Genomic DNA, 16045 nt, shown 5'->3' with positions numbered 1-16045 from the left:
ATTATGGAAATCAAATTTGAATCGTTTGGTATGACTCAGGAGAAGCTTGATCAACTAGGAAGATTAGGATTGAAGTATGATAAAAGGCAGAAAAAGCAAATGCTCGCAGCTGCTAATGTGAAGTTGCCAACTGCGGAAAACATAGGTGAATTTGAGAAAAAAATTGGCTTCACACTGCCTTCGGATTACAAGGAATTTCTGCTAAGGCAAAACGGAGGAATTCCTGACAGGTCACTAATAAAGATCCCATCGCTTGGGAAAAAAGTTGTTCAAAGCCTTTTTGCCCTTGTTAATCCGGTGGTTGCATATACTGTTGATCACAACTTGGATTTATATAAAAATAGGATGCCTCAAGATATGCTCCCCGTTGCCAATGACCCGGCGGGAAATCTTTATATAATGAAGGTTGGCGCCGGAGGCGATTTTGGGAATATATACTTTTGGAATCATGAGCTAGAAGCTGATGGGGAAAAACAACCATATTTAGAGAACATTACGTATATTGCAAATAGCTTTAATGATTTTTTACTTGGTCTTAAATAGCTGAAATAAGTCTCGATGCAAGATAGTGACGAGGACGACTACATTGCTGAAACTGACCAAATGCCGTTTTTTTACACATATTAAATGCATAGTTTCTATGGAATTCATTCAATAGTATGCAAGAGATAAATTCCCGGACATGGCGGCCAGCGCCGTCGAGGACTTTGCCCTCAGCAAGCGCCTGATCGGAGAGCGTTCAAATATCTTCCGAAAAGGGCAAGCCGGTTCGATCTCGCAGCCCGCCGAGCTGCCGGCCAAGGCAGGTGGCGGTAACGACAAGGATGCCCACGACTGGCCACGCTCTATACCAGTTCGCTGTCCACTTGCCCACAAAGCACCATCTACAAAGAAGCCTACGGCCGCGCGCTGCGCCGGGCCAGCAGCACGACCACCGCAGTGAAGGCTTCATCCTGCGCCGCGACCGCAACCGCGCACGCACTTCACGCTGATCTGGCCAGTACGTGTTTGCGATAGCGGAATTGCAATGTATTACGTTTTATCGGTTAGTGCTGATTACCGACGTATCAAGCCCATGTGGGCCTCTCAGGGTAAAACGTCGAGAGCGTGGGCAAATAAGTCTCAGGAAGTCCTTATTGTTGGAAGTGTGCCTCCAAGCGCAATTCGAATACTATAGAAAGAATTATGAACACCTTATTAGAAGAATTTTTTGACCTAAGTGAACGGTTATTTATGACATTGCGTGAAGGCCGGATACCCAAAGATGAATTAATCGATTCTGTTGTGAAGGCAATTGACGGTCTTGCAAAAGAATTTTACGACGATAAGAGTCTGCCGAAGGAGTTGGTCGCGGTTATGCTTGACATGTCTACCGCGCTTTACTCGTCTGCAGATGGTCACTCTGAGCCGGCACGTTCAGATCTTTATAAGAAATTTGATATTGTCACTGATAAGATGCGTGATCTTTGTTAAAGAGCGATAGGTGACTGTAAGACCATTTTTTTTGCCAATTTCCAAACCGTCGCTTGGTGTGGATATGGTTCCGGTACCATTCCAATGGTTGCAAGCTCATGAATTAGTTCGGCATGAATATTTAGTTCAGAAAGGACTAGCTAGTAAGGGTTGTCGAGATGGCGATAATCCCTCAATAGCATTAGACCTTGATCACCATACTAGAGGTCCTCAGAGAGATTCACGTGGCGTAGGTGGCGCGCATCATCACGAGTTAAGAATTAGGCAAGCTCAAGGATTGGGGCCTAATGAATTCCATCCGGACACAAAGCGTGAGCTCGACATCACCCAAGGTGGGATGAGGAAAGTTGGAGTTCCTGCTAGTCGTGCAAGGAGGCTGCGTAAGCAGTCAGAAGAATTCTTGCGAAAAAAGGGGAACTGTAGAGTGTGTCCGACTGATTGCATTTCGGAATAAGGAGAATCAACATGGGCAAGCGAATAATTTTATCAAAGCCTTCTAATGATCCGCATGATCCTCGCGTCGGAGGCGGTGCATTGATTGGCGGTATCGAGGATTGGCCAGTTTCCCCAGACGGCGCTCCGCTAATGCTCGTCGCGTCCATTCCTAATAGTTTCATTAAGAAAAATACTGGTATAGAGATTCCTGAAAATCTTTATACATCAATCTTCTCATGCTATTCCGAAAAAGATTATTTCTTGGATCTAATTACCTATCACGGAGATGCCGATGAGCTAGCTACGATAAGGTCTGGTTATACGAAAGTTATTCAGCATCCCCCTGGGCAGGAAATACATCAAACGTCTTTTATTCCTCCGCATAGAATTGATTTGGGCGTGTCAGTTCCTGATGAGGTGGACAGCGGGTCGCGTATGGGAGGTGAGCCACTATTTCTGCAGAATGAAGAGCTTGATTTAGGTGAAATGGAATATGTTTTGCAGCTAATGGGGGCAGACTTTCCTTCGAAATTTACTGGGATATTTGCCTTGTCTGATGCTGTCGCATATTTATACTTGAGCCCCGGCGAAACGCCAAATGGTTTATTTTTCGCGCAAACGACGTAATTCAGCTAAAAAGCAGTCGTGCGAAACGGTTTTGTGTAATCCCCATAGCCGAAATTTATCAGATACTGTGCTCAATATGCCGCGGATAATCGAGAAGTGCTTAGGCGACGCGGCACTATACGGGCTCGCGGCGTCCTATATTGCATGCTCGGGATTCACGTCGCGCTACCACTACGACGCGGCGAGCCGCCTGGCCGAACAGGTCAAAATGAAAAAACACTGGAATGATCTAGTCATAAGTGCCGCTCCTTTCATTGAATTCCTAGAGCGCGATCGTTATTTCGATAGCGCATACTTTGGTGATCGATCCGGTAAGTTAATTATTGAGGACGCCAGTCTTGCGTTCAACTACGCTTCAGATGAATCGTTCGATAACTTTGATGGTTGGGAAACTGTAACGGATTCAGATGCGGTTTTTCCAGACAGTTTTGAGTGGAGCAGTTGGGTAAGTCACAATTTAAGGAAGAACAACTATTTTTCTTTTGAGTCAAAGGATTTCTGCAACGCCGATGGTAAATGGGCACAAGGCGGGGTGTGCCTCTTGCGTGAATTAATGAGTCGAGACATAAAAATTATATTGAACTGCTATTCGAATGACTTTTTCCCGAACATATGGAGGGATATTTTGAACGTTTATCTAAATAATGGCTTTCCCTGCGGGTGGGATGGGCGCTATCCGGACGGAAAATTGGTTGTTTTTTCGAATAATCCTATTGATTAGAACTAACGGATAGATATTCTCCGGAGGAATTTGTAAGCTCGCAGATTTCTGCTGCGTTCGGAAACGAAAGGCTGGAGCTAGCCGGTGGCGCGCTGGGCCACGCCCTATACCAGCTCGCTGTCCACCTGCCCGCAAGGCACGGTCTATCACGAAGCCAGCGGCCGCGCGCTGCGCCTGCCGGCACTGGCGCCGGGCCAGCAGCATGACCACCGCGCCGAAGGTTTTGTGCTACGCCGCGACAGCGACACGCACTTCACGTTGACCTGGCGCGACGGCAGCACCGACACGTTCGTGCTGCGCGGCGACGACTAGTTGCCGCATGCTACTAGGCGTGAACGCCATGCTGAAGCCCCGCGCATCGGCGCTCACCCAGCGTTTCCACCTCACCGGCGCGCCGAGCGCGATGGCACCGGCATCACCATCGAGCGGCACCACCAGGCACGCCCCGGCGAAGTGCAGCTGCGCGTGCGCACGGACGATGGCATGATGATCGAAGCGCTGCGCGACGCTTACCTGTCAGTCGAGATCGAGCAGGACCTGGCCGCCGCGCCGCGCATCGGCCAGGTCGACCAAGTACTTGCCGATGGCACCCGCGTGTGTCATGTGCGCTATCGCTACGAGGTGGATGCGCTGCCGCCTGCCGGGGCGGCTTCCGGCTCCTTCGACGCACTGCCGCTGCGCTGCGACCTTGTCGAGCAGTTCAATATCGTTGGCCAGTCGCGTACCCAGGGGTACGAACACCGCCTACTGGCGCGTGGAAAAAACACGTGGAAAGTAATTGCATTGCCTTCTGTAGTGGGTGCCAGTGGAGGAAAGGCAACAAATTTCGTCGAAATTGAATGTAGTCAAGGCCTTATTCATGGATTTCTTTTCGTAAGCAGTAATACAGTAGCTTGATAAAGAGAGGCCGAGATGTTTTGGGGGATTAATATCGGGCAGGGTATTGTGGAATATGATGATATATCACATTTGCCTGACGCGTTCAAAGCCAAAGATCATGTCGATTTCCTAAAGGAAGATATGCTGCAGATTAGATTCCCAAATGGGGTTTTGATCGACATCGGTTGGCGGCCTTCTTTCATACCGAAGGGAAAATTCTATATTGTAGCGGTGAAAAATGGGAATTGGAGTGATCCCGTTGCTATAAGGGAAGCTGCAGATGTGTCAGAAGCAAAAGACGCTGTGAGAAAATTGATAGCTGAGTTAACATAATTTTTTTAGGTGAAAGCAACATTTTAAGCGCATCGCCTGGGTGAAATGCAAACGTCCCTCCGATGGAGACGCGCATAGCCATTCGTGACCGAAAAAAGATCATTTTGGCTACCTTGCGATGAAAAAAATCATGCTACCCGAACCGTACATAGAAGGTCGTATCCTGTATGCAGTATAGAAATAGTAGAGGAACTCTTCAGTATCGATATGAATGGTTAAGAAAGCGGTGGGGGAAAGCACAGTGCAAGAGCGCCATAGAAGACCTAATAGCGGAAAAGCGGGCTCAATCGACGCGTCGTGAGATCATACTGAAAAAGAATCAAAACGCTACAGTTCTTTTTTGCAATAGGAGGACTTTAAATGTATTACGTCTTATCGGTTAATGATGATTATCCAGAGAGGTATTGGTTCGAGTACGATCATGATAATTCACCAAGCTATCTCTCGTTTCAATCAGGGATGATGGTTGAGGAATTAAGCGCGCAGCCCGTATTTAGGATAAATAAGAAAATCAGCGTCGACCGATTGATGGATTTTGATTTTTTGGTGTCAGACGGAGGCTATTTTATAAGTGCGAAGTTCGCTAATTTAATGCTAAATATTGCCGGAGATGATGTGCAGATTATTGAGGCTGATGTATATATATATGGCAAAAAAATAGCTGAATACTATATCGGGAATATTGTGAATCTAGTTGCTTGTGTTGATATGGAGAGATCAACTTATAGGCCACTTATCAAAAGCGATCCAGAAGGGCCGAAAAAATTTACTAGATATGAATTCATTGAAAATAGTTTAGGTTCACACAAAATTATGCGGTCTAAAGAAAGCCCTTTGACCATTGTTGTCTCGGAAGATTTTAAGCAAGCGTGCATAAGTTCTGGGATAAAAGGCGTTGCATTTTTGCGTAATGGAGTTAGGGATTACGAATAGCGAGAGCCAAGTACGCGAAGCCACTGAGGTTTCAAGGCCAATACGAGGATACGGAAACTAGGCTCTTCTGTAATCGCCATAGGTATTACGATCCCGACACGGCCCGGTATGTCACGCAAGATCCACCAAGCTCCTGGACCGGTTCAGTCTACTTTACACCTAAGCAAGCGACGGTTTTAAAAGCTCCAATGGATGTGCCACCTAACTGAGGGTTATAATATGAGCGAAAGAGTAAAAATTCGAGATATCCTTTTGCAGAAAAATGAATACAGTGGGTGGTTTTATTTGCCGCCGAAGCCTTGGTCTTTGGATACAGAAGGAGTTCTTGTGGAAGAAGACAAGGATGCTGATCCCGATTCTGAGGATCATATACCAGATTTTGTTAAGAAAGAAGGGTGGGTGGAAACGCTAGATGCAGCTGGAATCGAAGATATTGTTTCTAATGCAGAGGCACAAATTGAAGATCCCACGGTAACTGACCTATTTGATGCGTTTAATTTCTACATTGATAATGGCGCATTTATCGAATTTTGAAATTATTCCGTATTGGTATCTCGAAACATCCTTCCGATTTTCTCATGATGCTAGCGTCTCGAACCAGACGTAAATTTTCAGGATCAATGCCTATCTGCCGACCATGGGCGCGAAGCTAAGCTGAACAAGCTTACTGATGCGCTGAGGGTGATGGCGGAAACGAAGGACTGGAGGCTGCTGGGCGCACGCTGGCCACGCCCTATACCAGTTCGCTTTTCGCTTGCGCGCAGGGCACCGTCTACAGCGAAGCCAGCGGCCGCGCGGCGCCTGCCGGCGCTGGCCCAGGCCAGCAGCACGACCACCGCAGCGGAGGCTTCATGCTGCGCCGCGACAGCCAAACGCAGTTCACGCTGACCTGGCGCGACGGCAGCGCCGACACGTTCGTGCTGGGCGGCAAGTGCTATCAATCCTATTTATGAGCGCTTGGTGGACATTTCAAAAACACACGGTCACGCGAGGATCCCATGTCTTCTGAAAAAGAAAAATGGCAACATTTAATATCAGGATATCCAGGTGACTTCTCTTTCAGAGCCAAGCTCCTTCCCATATTCCCGCTGGCTATTAATGAATTCAATAAATTATCGAGCGGCAATTGGTCCTTGGAAGATTATGAAATTTTGGTCGAAGTTAATGAGGATGAATCATATGCCGCCATTTCTTTCTTGCCGGATCCAGAATATTTAATTGATGGGGTTCCTTTTGAAGTTGCGCACCGTGGAATTTTTAAGAATGGAATGGGCGTCACGTATGTTTACTGTTTGAAGGACCTTTCGTTAGTTAACATAACTTATATGAGGTAAGATTAAAATGTGGGGCAACCAAGTGTCGAGTGCCCGTCTGATACTGGACGCGTTACACAGCGAATTTAGGGCCGCGCTGTGCCATGCCCTATACCAGTGTTCTATCTACCTGCACTCAGAAACGTGCCACGGAGCCAGCGGCCGCGCGCTGCGCCTGCCGGTGCCGGCTGCAGGCCAGCTCGACGAACCTTGAAGCCCTGACATTATCCTGAATAATGTCTTGATGAGCTCAGGTTTCGTGTTTCCATAGGGGAATTGCGATGTACTACGTTTTGTCGGTTAGTGATGACTATCCGGATAGCTACTGGTTCAAATACGACCATGATAACTCGCCGAGCTATCTATCATTCCAATCCGGGGAGGCTGTCGACCAACCAAAGCGGCCGCCTCTATTTACTTTGGATAAAAAAATCAGCATCGCCCGGTTTCTCGGTTTTGATTTTCTTATGTCAGATGGCGGGGATTTTATAAGCGCCAAGTTCGCTGACTTGATGCGGAATTTGGCCGCTGGCGATGTACAGATTATAGAGGCATCTGTTTATGTAAATGGTGAGAAAATGAATGGATTTTGTATTGGGAATATTGCTAACCTAGTTTCATGCGTCGATATGGAAAAGTCGATCTACAAGCCGCTTCTCAAGAGTTGCCCCGATGGCCCCATTAAATTTACTCGGTTTGAATTCATTGATAATAGTTTAAATGATCACAAAATTGTTAGATGCAAAGAGGATCCGCAAACCATTGTTGTTTCGGAAGACTTTATGCAAGCTTGCAAGAGTGCGGGAATAAGGGGAGTTGAGTTCTTGCGTAACGGAGTTGGAAGTTACGAAAAGGACGTCCTACTTAAGTAAAGAAACCGTATATCATAAAGATTTTTTATGATGGCGAGTCGCTTTAACCAGAAAAACCTTGATTGGTGTGAGACGCTTGTTTCTTATTTCGCGGAACTGCCATGCGCAAGCAGATTTAGAAGCAGATGCCGCCTGCCTACTGCTTGCCTACTCATCGAGAAAACAATGATATTCAGAGAAACAGAGTTATATGTGGCACTCAAGTGCATCGGCAGGCTTCTGTTGAATCTGGAATCCAGAAAGTTAACCGTGCCTGCTGAGATTTCGCTGTTTGTCGATGATCTTTGGCTCGTGTTACGAGGGCAAAAAAACAGGGTTGCACTGACAGAAATCGATCGAAAAATAGAGCGATTGATAGTCGATGAGCAAGATGCTGGGTTTGAAGAATCTTTAGTCAACCGGGTTTATTACGCTTTGTCTTGCCTGATATTGTATCTGCAGGAAGGGCATTCTTTGTCGGTCCAGCACATATTGGAAGAGGCGCTTGAGTCGTTCCGATACGAGGCTGCAAACGACTATCTGAACGCTTTGGGAGGGCTTGCAATGGTACTCAGCGATTCGGAAGAAGATGAGATTGAAGCAGATACGAGAGTTTCTTCCGAAAAGGAAAAGCAATCGGAAGATAAGTATCTTGCAGGGAAAATAGTGGACTGGGCGAACGTCATCCGTTAATCCACTGGGCGCGCGGTTGAGTTGGCCGCTTGCACGCTCCCTTTGTCGCAGCGCAGGAGCCTGGTCTATCAGGAAGCCAGTAACATCGCACTTTGCAAGCGACGCTGACACCCGGCGAGCAGCACGCCCTCTGCGGCGAGGGTGTGATCCGCGCGCCGCGATATGACACGCAGTTCACGCTGACCTGGCGAGACGGCAGCACCTGTAATCTATCTTCAGTGCCGGGACTGCCGCCGCAGAGTAACGATGGTGTGAACGCCATGCCGAAACCTCCTCGACCTGTCCCGCGACCGTTGCCACAGTCTTGCCTGGCGTGCGTGATGGCGGTGGCATCACTATCGAGACGGCACGACCATGCGTGCTTGACGAAGCGCTGCTGCGTAAGTGCGGACGACGGCGCGATGGTCGAAGTGTTGCGTGATGCTTACTTGCCAAACGAAATCGCACTAGATTGTGTGGCACTTTTGGGGTGTACATGAGGAAACACTGGAAAGATCTGGTTGTAGTAGCCGCGCCATTCATTGAATATTTGGACAGAGATGCTTACTTCACGAAACCATATTGTGGAGATGGATCGAATAAATTAATTATTCAGGATGGTAAAGCAGCGTTTAAATATGCGTCGGATGATTCATTTGATGATTTCGACGAATGGGAGACAGTTACAGATTCAGAAGCGGTGTTCCCGGAGAGTTTTGACTGGAGCAGCTGGATCGACCACAATCTGCACAAGAACAGGTACTTTGGCATCGAAGCAAAGAACTTCAACGGTGCCGATATAAGACTCACACAAGGACCCTGCCTGCTGCATGAACTGATGATCCGGGATATGAGAATAATACTGAACTGCTATTCCAATGAGTATTTTCCCGATATCTGGAAGGCTATTCTGGATGTATATCTGCACGACGGGTTTCCTTGCGGATGGGATGGACGGTATCCTGAAGGAAAGCTGGTCGTTTTCTCGAACTTCTAGCTCGCGATCAATCCAAGGTCACTCGTCATGTTGCAGTCCTGCCCCTTCCCAGCTTTGATTTGAAGCCGGTACTCCAGCGTGAAACATTGCGACGGCAGCATCCATCGTCGGCCCATGCTTGGATAGCTGCGAATGACGGCAACGTCGCTACGCTGCGCTGGCCCTGGTCTGCAATGGCTTCGAAAGCCAGCTGATCTGGCGCTTTCAAGGTTCAAGAACTGACACTGGCTCGCATGGCACCGATGCCGATTCCACCGAAAACTGTATAGAACCACATCGCGCTGCCGCATCTCCCTTGCGTGAACCATCGCGAAGAGCACTCCCAAGCGCAAAAAAAAATGGCCCTGCAGGCAGCAAGCCCGCAGGACCAAGACCGGCACTGTCGCGCCGGCGTCCTTGGACGATGGGTGTCCGTCAGAACTTGTAGTTCACACCGAACAGCACGGTGCGGCCATACTTGGCATATTCCAGCTGGCGATCCTTGCGGTTCGCATAGGTTTCATACGCGGCATTGTTCAGGTTATTCACCTGCAACAGCAGACCCAGGCCCTTGTAGCGGCCGTCGTTGAAGGTGTAGCCCACCTGCGCGTCCACCGTCGGGGCGTCGTGCACGAAGCGCAGCTGGCGGTCACCGGCGAAATTGCCGATCTCGCCCACATAATCGGAACGGCGGCGGCCGCTGACGCGCGTCGAGAATCCCGCCTTTTCATAGTAGAGCGTGATGTTCGAGACATTGCGGGACAGGCCCGGCAGCTGGATCTTGCCGATCGCGGAATTGACTTCCTTGATGTCGATGCCGCTTTCCGTCCAGGAGGAGCTGGCCAGCACGCCAAAGCCATCCAGCGCCGGCGTCAGCAGTTCCAGCGGCACCGACACGGTCAGTTCGGCACCTTTCAGGATGCCGCCATCGCCGTTGTACGACGTGGTGTACTGCCCGAAGTTGGAAATGGCGTTCGTGCCCGGCGTGAATTGCGAGAAATCGCGCGTTTCCGAGAAGGTGTAGATGTAGGTGTCCAGTTTCTTGTAGAAACCGGCCAGCGCGACATAGCCCTTCTTGTCGAAATACTTTTCATACGAGACGTCGAATGCCTTGGCGCGCCATGGATCGAGCTTGCTGTTGCCGCCACTGCCATTCGGCAGGCGAGTTCCGCTGGCAACGCTGAAATTGAAGCCCGCATTGAGCTGGTCCACGCGCGGGCGGGCGATCTGCTTCGCCAGCGAGAAGCGCAGGGTCTGGCTGTCGTCCAGGCTGATCGCCAGGTTCATGCTCGGCAGCACGTCGGTGTACTTCTTGCCGCTTTCGATCGGGTGGGCCACGCCTGCCGCATCGGCGTACAGCGATTCCGACGACTGGTCGGTGCGGATGATCTGCGCGCCGATATTGCCGCGCACCGGATAGCCGCCGATCTCGCTGTCGATATTGGCGCGGGCGAAGGCTGTCGTGATTTTCTCCGTGACGTCCCACGCCCGGCTGATCGTGCCGGCATTGTTTGCCAGGCTGTAGTTGATCGGGTCGAAGTACTTGGCGATCACCGCCGGCACATTCCAGGATGGCACGATGCCGGCGCCGGCAAATCCCAGGTCGACCGGTGCGTGCAGCAGGTCGCTGGAAATCGTCGGCGTGCCCTTGGCGAACAGCTGGCCTTCGGGCTGGCGCTTGGTCTTGGTGCGGTCGCTGTAGTTGACGCCGACGTCGAAGCCGGAAAGGTAGTTTTCAATTGCCGCCGGCGCCGGCAGGTTGGCCGCTACCTTCAGGCTCGCCAGCCGGTCCTTCAGGTGCGGCGAGTAGGTCTTGCCATAGCCATAGATCGAATTGCCTGTATGCAGGATGGCCGGGTTGCTGTAGTCGAGCTGGCCGGACAGGTGTGCGAACTGGCCGGTGCGCCAGCCGACCGTCATCAGCGGATCGTTGAACGCGCCGCCATCCGCGGTCTGCAATTGCAGGTTGTTCTCCAGGTAGGTCTCGTCGCGCTTGGCCTGCGAATAGTTGGCATCGACGACCAGCGACCAGTCACCGAAATTGAAGCGGTTGCCCCAGCCGGCGGTGCGGATCCGGTCTTCGCGGTGATTATGCTGGCCGCGCACCAGGGGATAGGCACCCGTGGCGGTCCCGCCGATCAGCGTGTTGTCGACGATATTGGTGCTCGCGTAGTTGAAGCCGATCGGGTTGTTGTTGCCGTTGAAGCCGCCCAGGTTGACTTCGAACTGGTTGTTCGTGTCGACCTGCTTGAAGTTCGATGCGAAAACATCGAGGGTACTGGTCCACATGCGGCTCGGGCGGTATTCCAGCACGCCGATCACGCCGGTGCGGGTCAGGCGGCCGCTTTTCGCCAGCGCCTTGACACCGGCCGTGACGTAGGTGCCGGCCGGCACGCCGGAAATGCGCGTCTGGTCGAACGGTTCGTAGGTGCCGGTTTCATTGTCCAGGATCGGCGACTCCATGTTCGCCACGCCCAATGCCACGCCGATGGTGCGGTTGGCGAATTGATCGATGTAGCTGGCGCTGACGCGGTGGCCATGGTCCTTCGCATCGGCGATCTTGCCCAGCGAGTTTTTCTCGCCCCGCACGTTGAACGAAATGGTGCGCCCTGGGAACGACAGCGGCCGCACGGTCTGCATGTCGATCGTGCCGGACAGGCCCTGGCCCACCAGGCCGGCATCCGGCGTCTTGTGCACGGTGACCGCGCTCAGCAGCTCCGACGGGTACTGGTCGAACTCCACGCTGCGGTTGTCGCCCGTGCTCACCTGCTCGCGGCCGTTCAGCAGGGTGGTAGCGAAGTCGGGCGACAGGCCGCGCACGCTGATCACCTGTGCCCGTCCCGCCACGCGCTGGGCGGCCAGGCCCGGCAGGCGCGCGATGGATTCCGCGATGCTCGTGTCGGGTAGCTTGCCGATGTCCTCGGCGGAAATCGATTCCACGATGGACGTGGCGTCTTTCTTCACGGAGATGGCATCCTCGATGCCACGGCGGATGCCCGAGACCTTCACCGTGGCGATGCTGCCGTCTCCGGTGCTCGTGGTAGTGGCTGGCGCGGCGGCTGCGGCAACGGCATCCTGGGCCATTGCCGGGATACTCGATAACGACAGGAGCACTGCGCAGGCGGTGGCAATGGGATGCAGCGGGAAGCAGGCAAGCGAACTGCGGGACGATACTTGGTCGTGCATTGATGTCTCCAATGGTTTTTGAAAAGTGCTGCTTTGGACACGCTCTACTGGCGGTTCGACCGGTTGTACTAAAACTAGATAAACAGGTTGACGAAACTGTATCAAAAATACACGTGTCGTAAACGGTAAACGCGGCTTATCACCCCTGCTGTCGTCAGAAGTTGTATTTTCCCTACAGTCACCGAAATGCCATGATGTACCGCGACTACATATATAAATGTAGTTGGCGCATTCGGATCCGGGTGCCACCGCTGCGCGGATAACAGCCAGTTGACAGCCAACCTACCAGAAGGTAGGCTTCGTCCATGGCCAAATTGTCGAACACTTCCGAAGAAATCCTGGCGTGCGCGCGCGGCCTCATCGTCGCAGGCGGCTACAACGCTTTCAGCTATGCGGACATCGCAGATGTGGTCGGCATACGAAAAGCCAGCATCCATCACCATTTCCCGAACAAGGCCGACCTGGTCAAGGCGCTCGTCGTGCAGCACCGCCAGGCAACCGAAGAAGGGCTCGGCAATCTACGTCACGCCATTCCCGATGCCATGGGACAGCTGCGCGCGTATGTGGGGTACTGGGAACAGTGCATCAGCGACCTGAGTGCGCCGTTTTGTATCTGCGCACTGCTGGCCGGGGAGTTGCCGGTCCTGCCAGCGGAAATCGCGGTGGAAGTACGCGCGTATTTCCGCTTTCTGTCGGGGTGGATGGCATCGGTGCTGGAGCAGGGGATGCGCGAGGGAACCGTCCGGTCCGTGAATGGCCCGCAAGTCGAGGCGGAGGTTCTCATGGCAAGCATTCATGGGGCGATGCTCTCCGCCCGGGCCTACGGCGATGTCGCCGTCTTCGCCACGGTGGCGGAAAGCCAGCTGGCCCGCTACTCGACGGAGTCATAGGCCCTCTGCATAGGCCGCTTGCTGCGTCGAGACGGAGTAGTAACCGGCACCGCATGCCCAGCCAGTTCTCATGAGCTGCCGATCTGCGCTGCCGATTTTTTTGATCGATCTACCTACCAACTAGTAGGCAGATAACCGGATTCTTAACGATGGGAGCAGCAACATGAATGACACCATATTCCACCCTGCCGCGCACGAAGGCTGGCTCAAGCGCTATTACTTTATCCGCGCCGCCTTCTCGATCACGTGGATCATCGCGGTCCTCGCGATTGCACCCTCTTCGGCAGCAGCCAGTGCGGTGCTGCTGGTCGCGTATCCAGCCTGGGATGCTGTTGCCAACTTGATCGACAGCAGGCGCAGCGGCGGGCTGGCTGCGAACCGTACCCAGTTGCTGAATGTCGTCGTCAGTTTTGCCGTAGCGCTGGCGCTGGCCGTCACATGGCCCGACATGCACGGCGCCTTGGGCGTGTTCGGTGCCTGGGCTATCCTGTCCGGCCTGCTCCAGTTCGGCACGGCGGTGCGGCGCTGGAAAAGCCATGGGGCACAATGGGCCATGGCCGTGAGCGGCGCGCAATCCGCGCTCGCCGGTACGTTCTTCATCTACCAGGCGCAGTTGCCCACGATGCCATCGATCGTGAGCCTCGCAGGCTATGCGGGGTTTGGCGCATTCTATTTCCTGGCGTCGGCACTGTCGCTGAGTGCCGACGGATGGCGTAGGAAACGTAGCTGAGTCGGGGCCTGATGGCCTTGCGGACACGGTAGACTGTGGGAGGCCAGTACAAAGATGACTTTCCCTCGCGTTTGGAAGGTGAATCTCCAGATGGATATTTATCGTGTTCGTGCCGCATCGGCACGTGAATAATGTGCGTACTTCGGATTGAGTTGCATGAAGTACAGATACTCTTGGATGTGGAGATATGACAAAGCGTCTGCTTTTCACCAATGAATCGACCGACCCTTTCGAAGCGCGCATCGGTGGCGGCGCACTGATTGGCGGGGTTGCAGAATGGCCCGTTGCTCCGGATGGAACGCTATTGATGCTGGTCGCTTCGATTCCCAACACTTTCCTGGCACAACATACCGGGGTTCGGCTCTCGTCAGGGATGTTCACTTCGGTTTTCTCATACTATTCGGAAGCCGACTACTTCCTGGATCAGATCAACTACCATGGTCACCCGGAAGAGCTTGCCGTGATCGATTCAGGAACGACAAGGGTGATTCAGCACCCCGCCGGGCAGGAGATATGCCAGCCGTATGCTATCGCGGCGTATCGAATGGATACAGGCGAGGCTGTTACGGATGACGCGGACTGCGGATCGCGTATCGGAGGCAAGCCAACTTTCCTGCAGAATGAAGAGATGGATCTCGATGGCTTCAACTATATCCTACAACTGAGCAGCTCAGATTTTCCCAGCCGGCATGCCGACATTTTCGGGTTATCCGATGCAGTCGCTTACTTGTATCTGCCTGATACAAAAGACGTGGAGGGGAAATTTTTTTCCCAGGTGACCTGATACTCTTTGAAACGTACACACGGTATCACGCAGGTCCCATTGCTCCCGGCCTATACTCAGTTCGATCTTCTCCCCGGTAAATGCGTGAACTGCGCCAGTGATAGAAAGCCCGGAAAAATGGCGAGGAGTCGGAAATGATCCCGGTACGAGTAAGAGCATTCCTGGCGAAAGAGACAGGCGATGTGCTGCGCAATGATCGTCCATCGGCGTTGCATATGCTGCGCCGCCTCGGCGTGGATGCCAGCACCGAATTCGGCGAGTTCTATCTGACTTACCAGGGGAACTTCATCAGTCCCCGCGCTGTGGCCGAATTGCTGGACATTGAAGGCCCGCAGATTCCCGCTATTCCCGACCAAACGGATTACGTTCGAGATCGATATCGGTTTCCGGAGAAATTTCTTGCCCTGACATCGGATGAGAGTGAAGGCATGTATTTGTTCGATCGAGAGGATGGGACGGTGCATGATTTCGATCTTTGCGAATACGACGATTTCGTCAAGGGCAGGGTTCCGGCTCGGTGGAGGTCCTTCAACGCTTTCCTGTCATGGTATTTCGACGAAGAGTGCAATGCACCAGGTCAAGACCCGGATTGAGGAGCCACGCCCCATCTGCCGGTCTGGAGCGTTTGCGGGGAAATCCGAGGGCGCCGCATGCCGCGAGCGCCGCACTCCGGCAGCGCCTTGCGTTAAGCCTGCAATATTGTCAGCGCCCGTTAATCCCGCGTAGAATGTGCGGCACGCGGGTGTAGCTCAATGGTAGAGCAGGAGCTTCCCAAGCTTAAGACGAGGGTTCGATCCCCTTCACCCGCTCCAGATCTCCATGTTCGCAGCCACGCTGCCGGCCGGATTCCCGAGCCGCGGCCCAGCCAACCGAAAGTTCCCCGAACAGCCGCATGTCCCCGCGCGTCATCGTCCAGTTGTTGTTGTCGCTGCTGTTGCTGGTTTCCCAGCAACTGGCGCTGGCACACGGCTATACGCACGTCCAGCGCAGCGCCACCGAGCAGTTGCGCGACCAGGATGGCGCTCCGCCGGCGGCAACGGATCACCTGTGCGCGCAATGCCTCTCGGCCGACCAGTTCGCGCACGCGTTCGGCGTGCCGACGTACCACTTCAAGGTAGCCGGCAGCGGCTATCTTTCGCTGGAAGAACCGTCCGCGCGGCCGGCCAGCAGCAAGATCGTCCGCGCCTTCCAGCCGCGCGCCCCGCCCCGGGCCTGACCAGCACCCGTAATAGCAATTTTCGC

General features: G+C 52.8%; 20 protein-coding genes and 1 tRNA gene. 20 read left to right on the top strand and 1 reads right to left on the bottom strand.

The features are described from left to right. The first annotated feature begins 3 nt into the window (after window positions 1-3). From OU994_RS30735 to OU994_RS30670, 14 genes are all read left to right on the top strand, one after another. Complete coding sequence (locus OU994_RS30735) at window positions 4-543, top strand: SMI1/KNR4 family protein (protein ID WP_281608986.1); 540 nt, start codon at window positions 4-6, stop codon at window positions 541-543. Between the two features lie 642 nt (window positions 544-1185). Beyond that, window positions 1186-1473 (top strand): hypothetical protein, encoded by a 288-nt coding sequence (locus OU994_RS30730; RefSeq protein ID WP_281608985.1) that lies wholly within the window; start codon window positions 1186-1188, stop codon window positions 1471-1473. Between the two features lie 465 nt (window positions 1474-1938). Then, window positions 1939-2535: a hypothetical protein gene (locus OU994_RS30725; RefSeq protein ID WP_281608984.1), complete on the top strand. Its 597-nt coding sequence runs from the start codon at window positions 1939-1941 to the stop codon at window positions 2533-2535. A gap of 208 nt (window positions 2536-2743) precedes the next feature. Next, on the top strand, window positions 2744-3256 hold the full coding sequence (locus tag OU994_RS30720; RefSeq protein WP_281608983.1) for a hypothetical protein: 513 nt from the start codon (window positions 2744-2746) through the stop codon (window positions 3254-3256). A gap of 84 nt (window positions 3257-3340) precedes the next feature. Continuing rightward, complete coding sequence (locus OU994_RS30715; protein WP_281608982.1) at window positions 3341-3568, top strand: hypothetical protein; 228 nt, start codon at window positions 3341-3343, stop codon at window positions 3566-3568. 171 nt (window positions 3569-3739) lie between these two features. Next, window positions 3740-4153: a hypothetical protein gene (locus tag OU994_RS30710; RefSeq protein ID WP_281608981.1), complete on the top strand. Its 414-nt coding sequence runs from the start codon at window positions 3740-3742 to the stop codon at window positions 4151-4153. A gap of 15 nt (window positions 4154-4168) precedes the next feature. Beyond that, window positions 4169-4468: a hypothetical protein gene (locus OU994_RS30705; protein WP_281608980.1), complete on the top strand. Its 300-nt coding sequence runs from the start codon at window positions 4169-4171 to the stop codon at window positions 4466-4468. Between the two features lie 360 nt (window positions 4469-4828). Continuing rightward, window positions 4829-5401: an imm11 family protein gene (locus OU994_RS30700; RefSeq protein ID WP_281608979.1), complete on the top strand. Its 573-nt coding sequence runs from the start codon at window positions 4829-4831 to the stop codon at window positions 5399-5401. Further along, complete coding sequence (locus OU994_RS30695) at window positions 5398-5610, top strand: RHS repeat-associated core domain-containing protein (RefSeq protein WP_307731948.1); 213 nt, start codon at window positions 5398-5400, stop codon at window positions 5608-5610. The genes OU994_RS30700 and OU994_RS30695 overlap by 4 nt, the downstream gene beginning before the upstream one ends. Window positions 5611-5620: 10 nt before the next feature. Beyond that, on the top strand, window positions 5621-5935 hold the full coding sequence (locus OU994_RS30690; protein ID WP_281608978.1) for a hypothetical protein: 315 nt from the start codon (window positions 5621-5623) through the stop codon (window positions 5933-5935). A gap of 464 nt (window positions 5936-6399) precedes the next feature. Further along, window positions 6400-6735 (top strand): hypothetical protein, encoded by a 336-nt coding sequence (locus tag OU994_RS30685; RefSeq protein ID WP_281608977.1) that lies wholly within the window; start codon window positions 6400-6402, stop codon window positions 6733-6735. 260 nt (window positions 6736-6995) lie between these two features. Then, entirely contained in the window at window positions 6996-7586 is a 591-nt protein-coding gene (locus OU994_RS30680) for an imm11 family protein (protein ID WP_281608976.1), read from the top strand. A 27-nt stretch (window positions 7587-7613) separates the two neighbouring features. After that, window positions 7614-8258, top strand: coding sequence for a hypothetical protein (locus tag OU994_RS30675; RefSeq protein WP_281608975.1), 645 nt, complete (start codon window positions 7614-7616; stop codon window positions 8256-8258). A gap of 475 nt (window positions 8259-8733) precedes the next feature. Then, a complete protein-coding gene (locus OU994_RS30670; RefSeq protein WP_281608974.1) occupies window positions 8734-9234 on the top strand; it encodes a hypothetical protein in 501 nt (166 codons plus the stop codon). A gap of 414 nt (window positions 9235-9648) precedes the next feature. Here the strand turns inward: OU994_RS30670 and OU994_RS30665 are convergent, their stop codons facing one another. Continuing rightward, entirely contained in the window at window positions 9649-12399 is a 2751-nt protein-coding gene (locus OU994_RS30665; RefSeq protein ID WP_281608973.1) for a TonB-dependent receptor, read from the bottom strand. A 305-nt stretch (window positions 12400-12704) separates the two neighbouring features. Between OU994_RS30665 and OU994_RS30660 the strand changes: the two genes are divergently transcribed. The 6 genes from OU994_RS30660 (at window position 12705) to OU994_RS30635 (ending at window position 16019) form a co-directional block, all read left to right on the top strand. Then, complete coding sequence (locus OU994_RS30660; RefSeq protein WP_281608972.1) at window positions 12705-13289, top strand: TetR/AcrR family transcriptional regulator; 585 nt, start codon at window positions 12705-12707, stop codon at window positions 13287-13289. Between the two features lie 163 nt (window positions 13290-13452). After that, window positions 13453-14019 carry a DUF308 domain-containing protein gene (locus OU994_RS30655; RefSeq protein ID WP_281608971.1) on the top strand — a complete coding sequence of 189 codons (567 nt, stop codon included), beginning with the start codon at window positions 13453-13455 and terminating at the stop codon, window positions 14017-14019. Between the two features lie 187 nt (window positions 14020-14206). Beyond that, the gene (locus tag OU994_RS30650; protein WP_281608970.1) at window positions 14207-14803 is read left to right on the top strand and encodes a hypothetical protein; all 597 of its coding nucleotides are present in this window, start codon (window positions 14207-14209) and stop codon (window positions 14801-14803) included. 134 nt (window positions 14804-14937) lie between these two features. Further along, window positions 14938-15396 (top strand): SMI1/KNR4 family protein, encoded by a 459-nt coding sequence (locus tag OU994_RS30645; RefSeq protein WP_281608969.1) that lies wholly within the window; start codon window positions 14938-14940, stop codon window positions 15394-15396. A 145-nt stretch (window positions 15397-15541) separates the two neighbouring features. Then, window positions 15542-15615 (top strand) — tRNA-Gly (locus tag OU994_RS30640). 80 nt (window positions 15616-15695) lie between these two features. Beyond that, the gene (locus OU994_RS30635; protein ID WP_281608968.1) at window positions 15696-16019 is read left to right on the top strand and encodes a hypothetical protein; all 324 of its coding nucleotides are present in this window, start codon (window positions 15696-15698) and stop codon (window positions 16017-16019) included. Window positions 16020-16045 lie beyond the last annotated feature (26 nt).

This window comes from Pseudoduganella sp. SL102, assembly GCF_027856995.1.
Lineage (GTDB): Bacteria > Pseudomonadota > Gammaproteobacteria > Burkholderiales > Burkholderiaceae_D > Rugamonas > Rugamonas albidiflava.
This window is presented reverse-complemented; position numbering and strand designations above follow the sequence as displayed.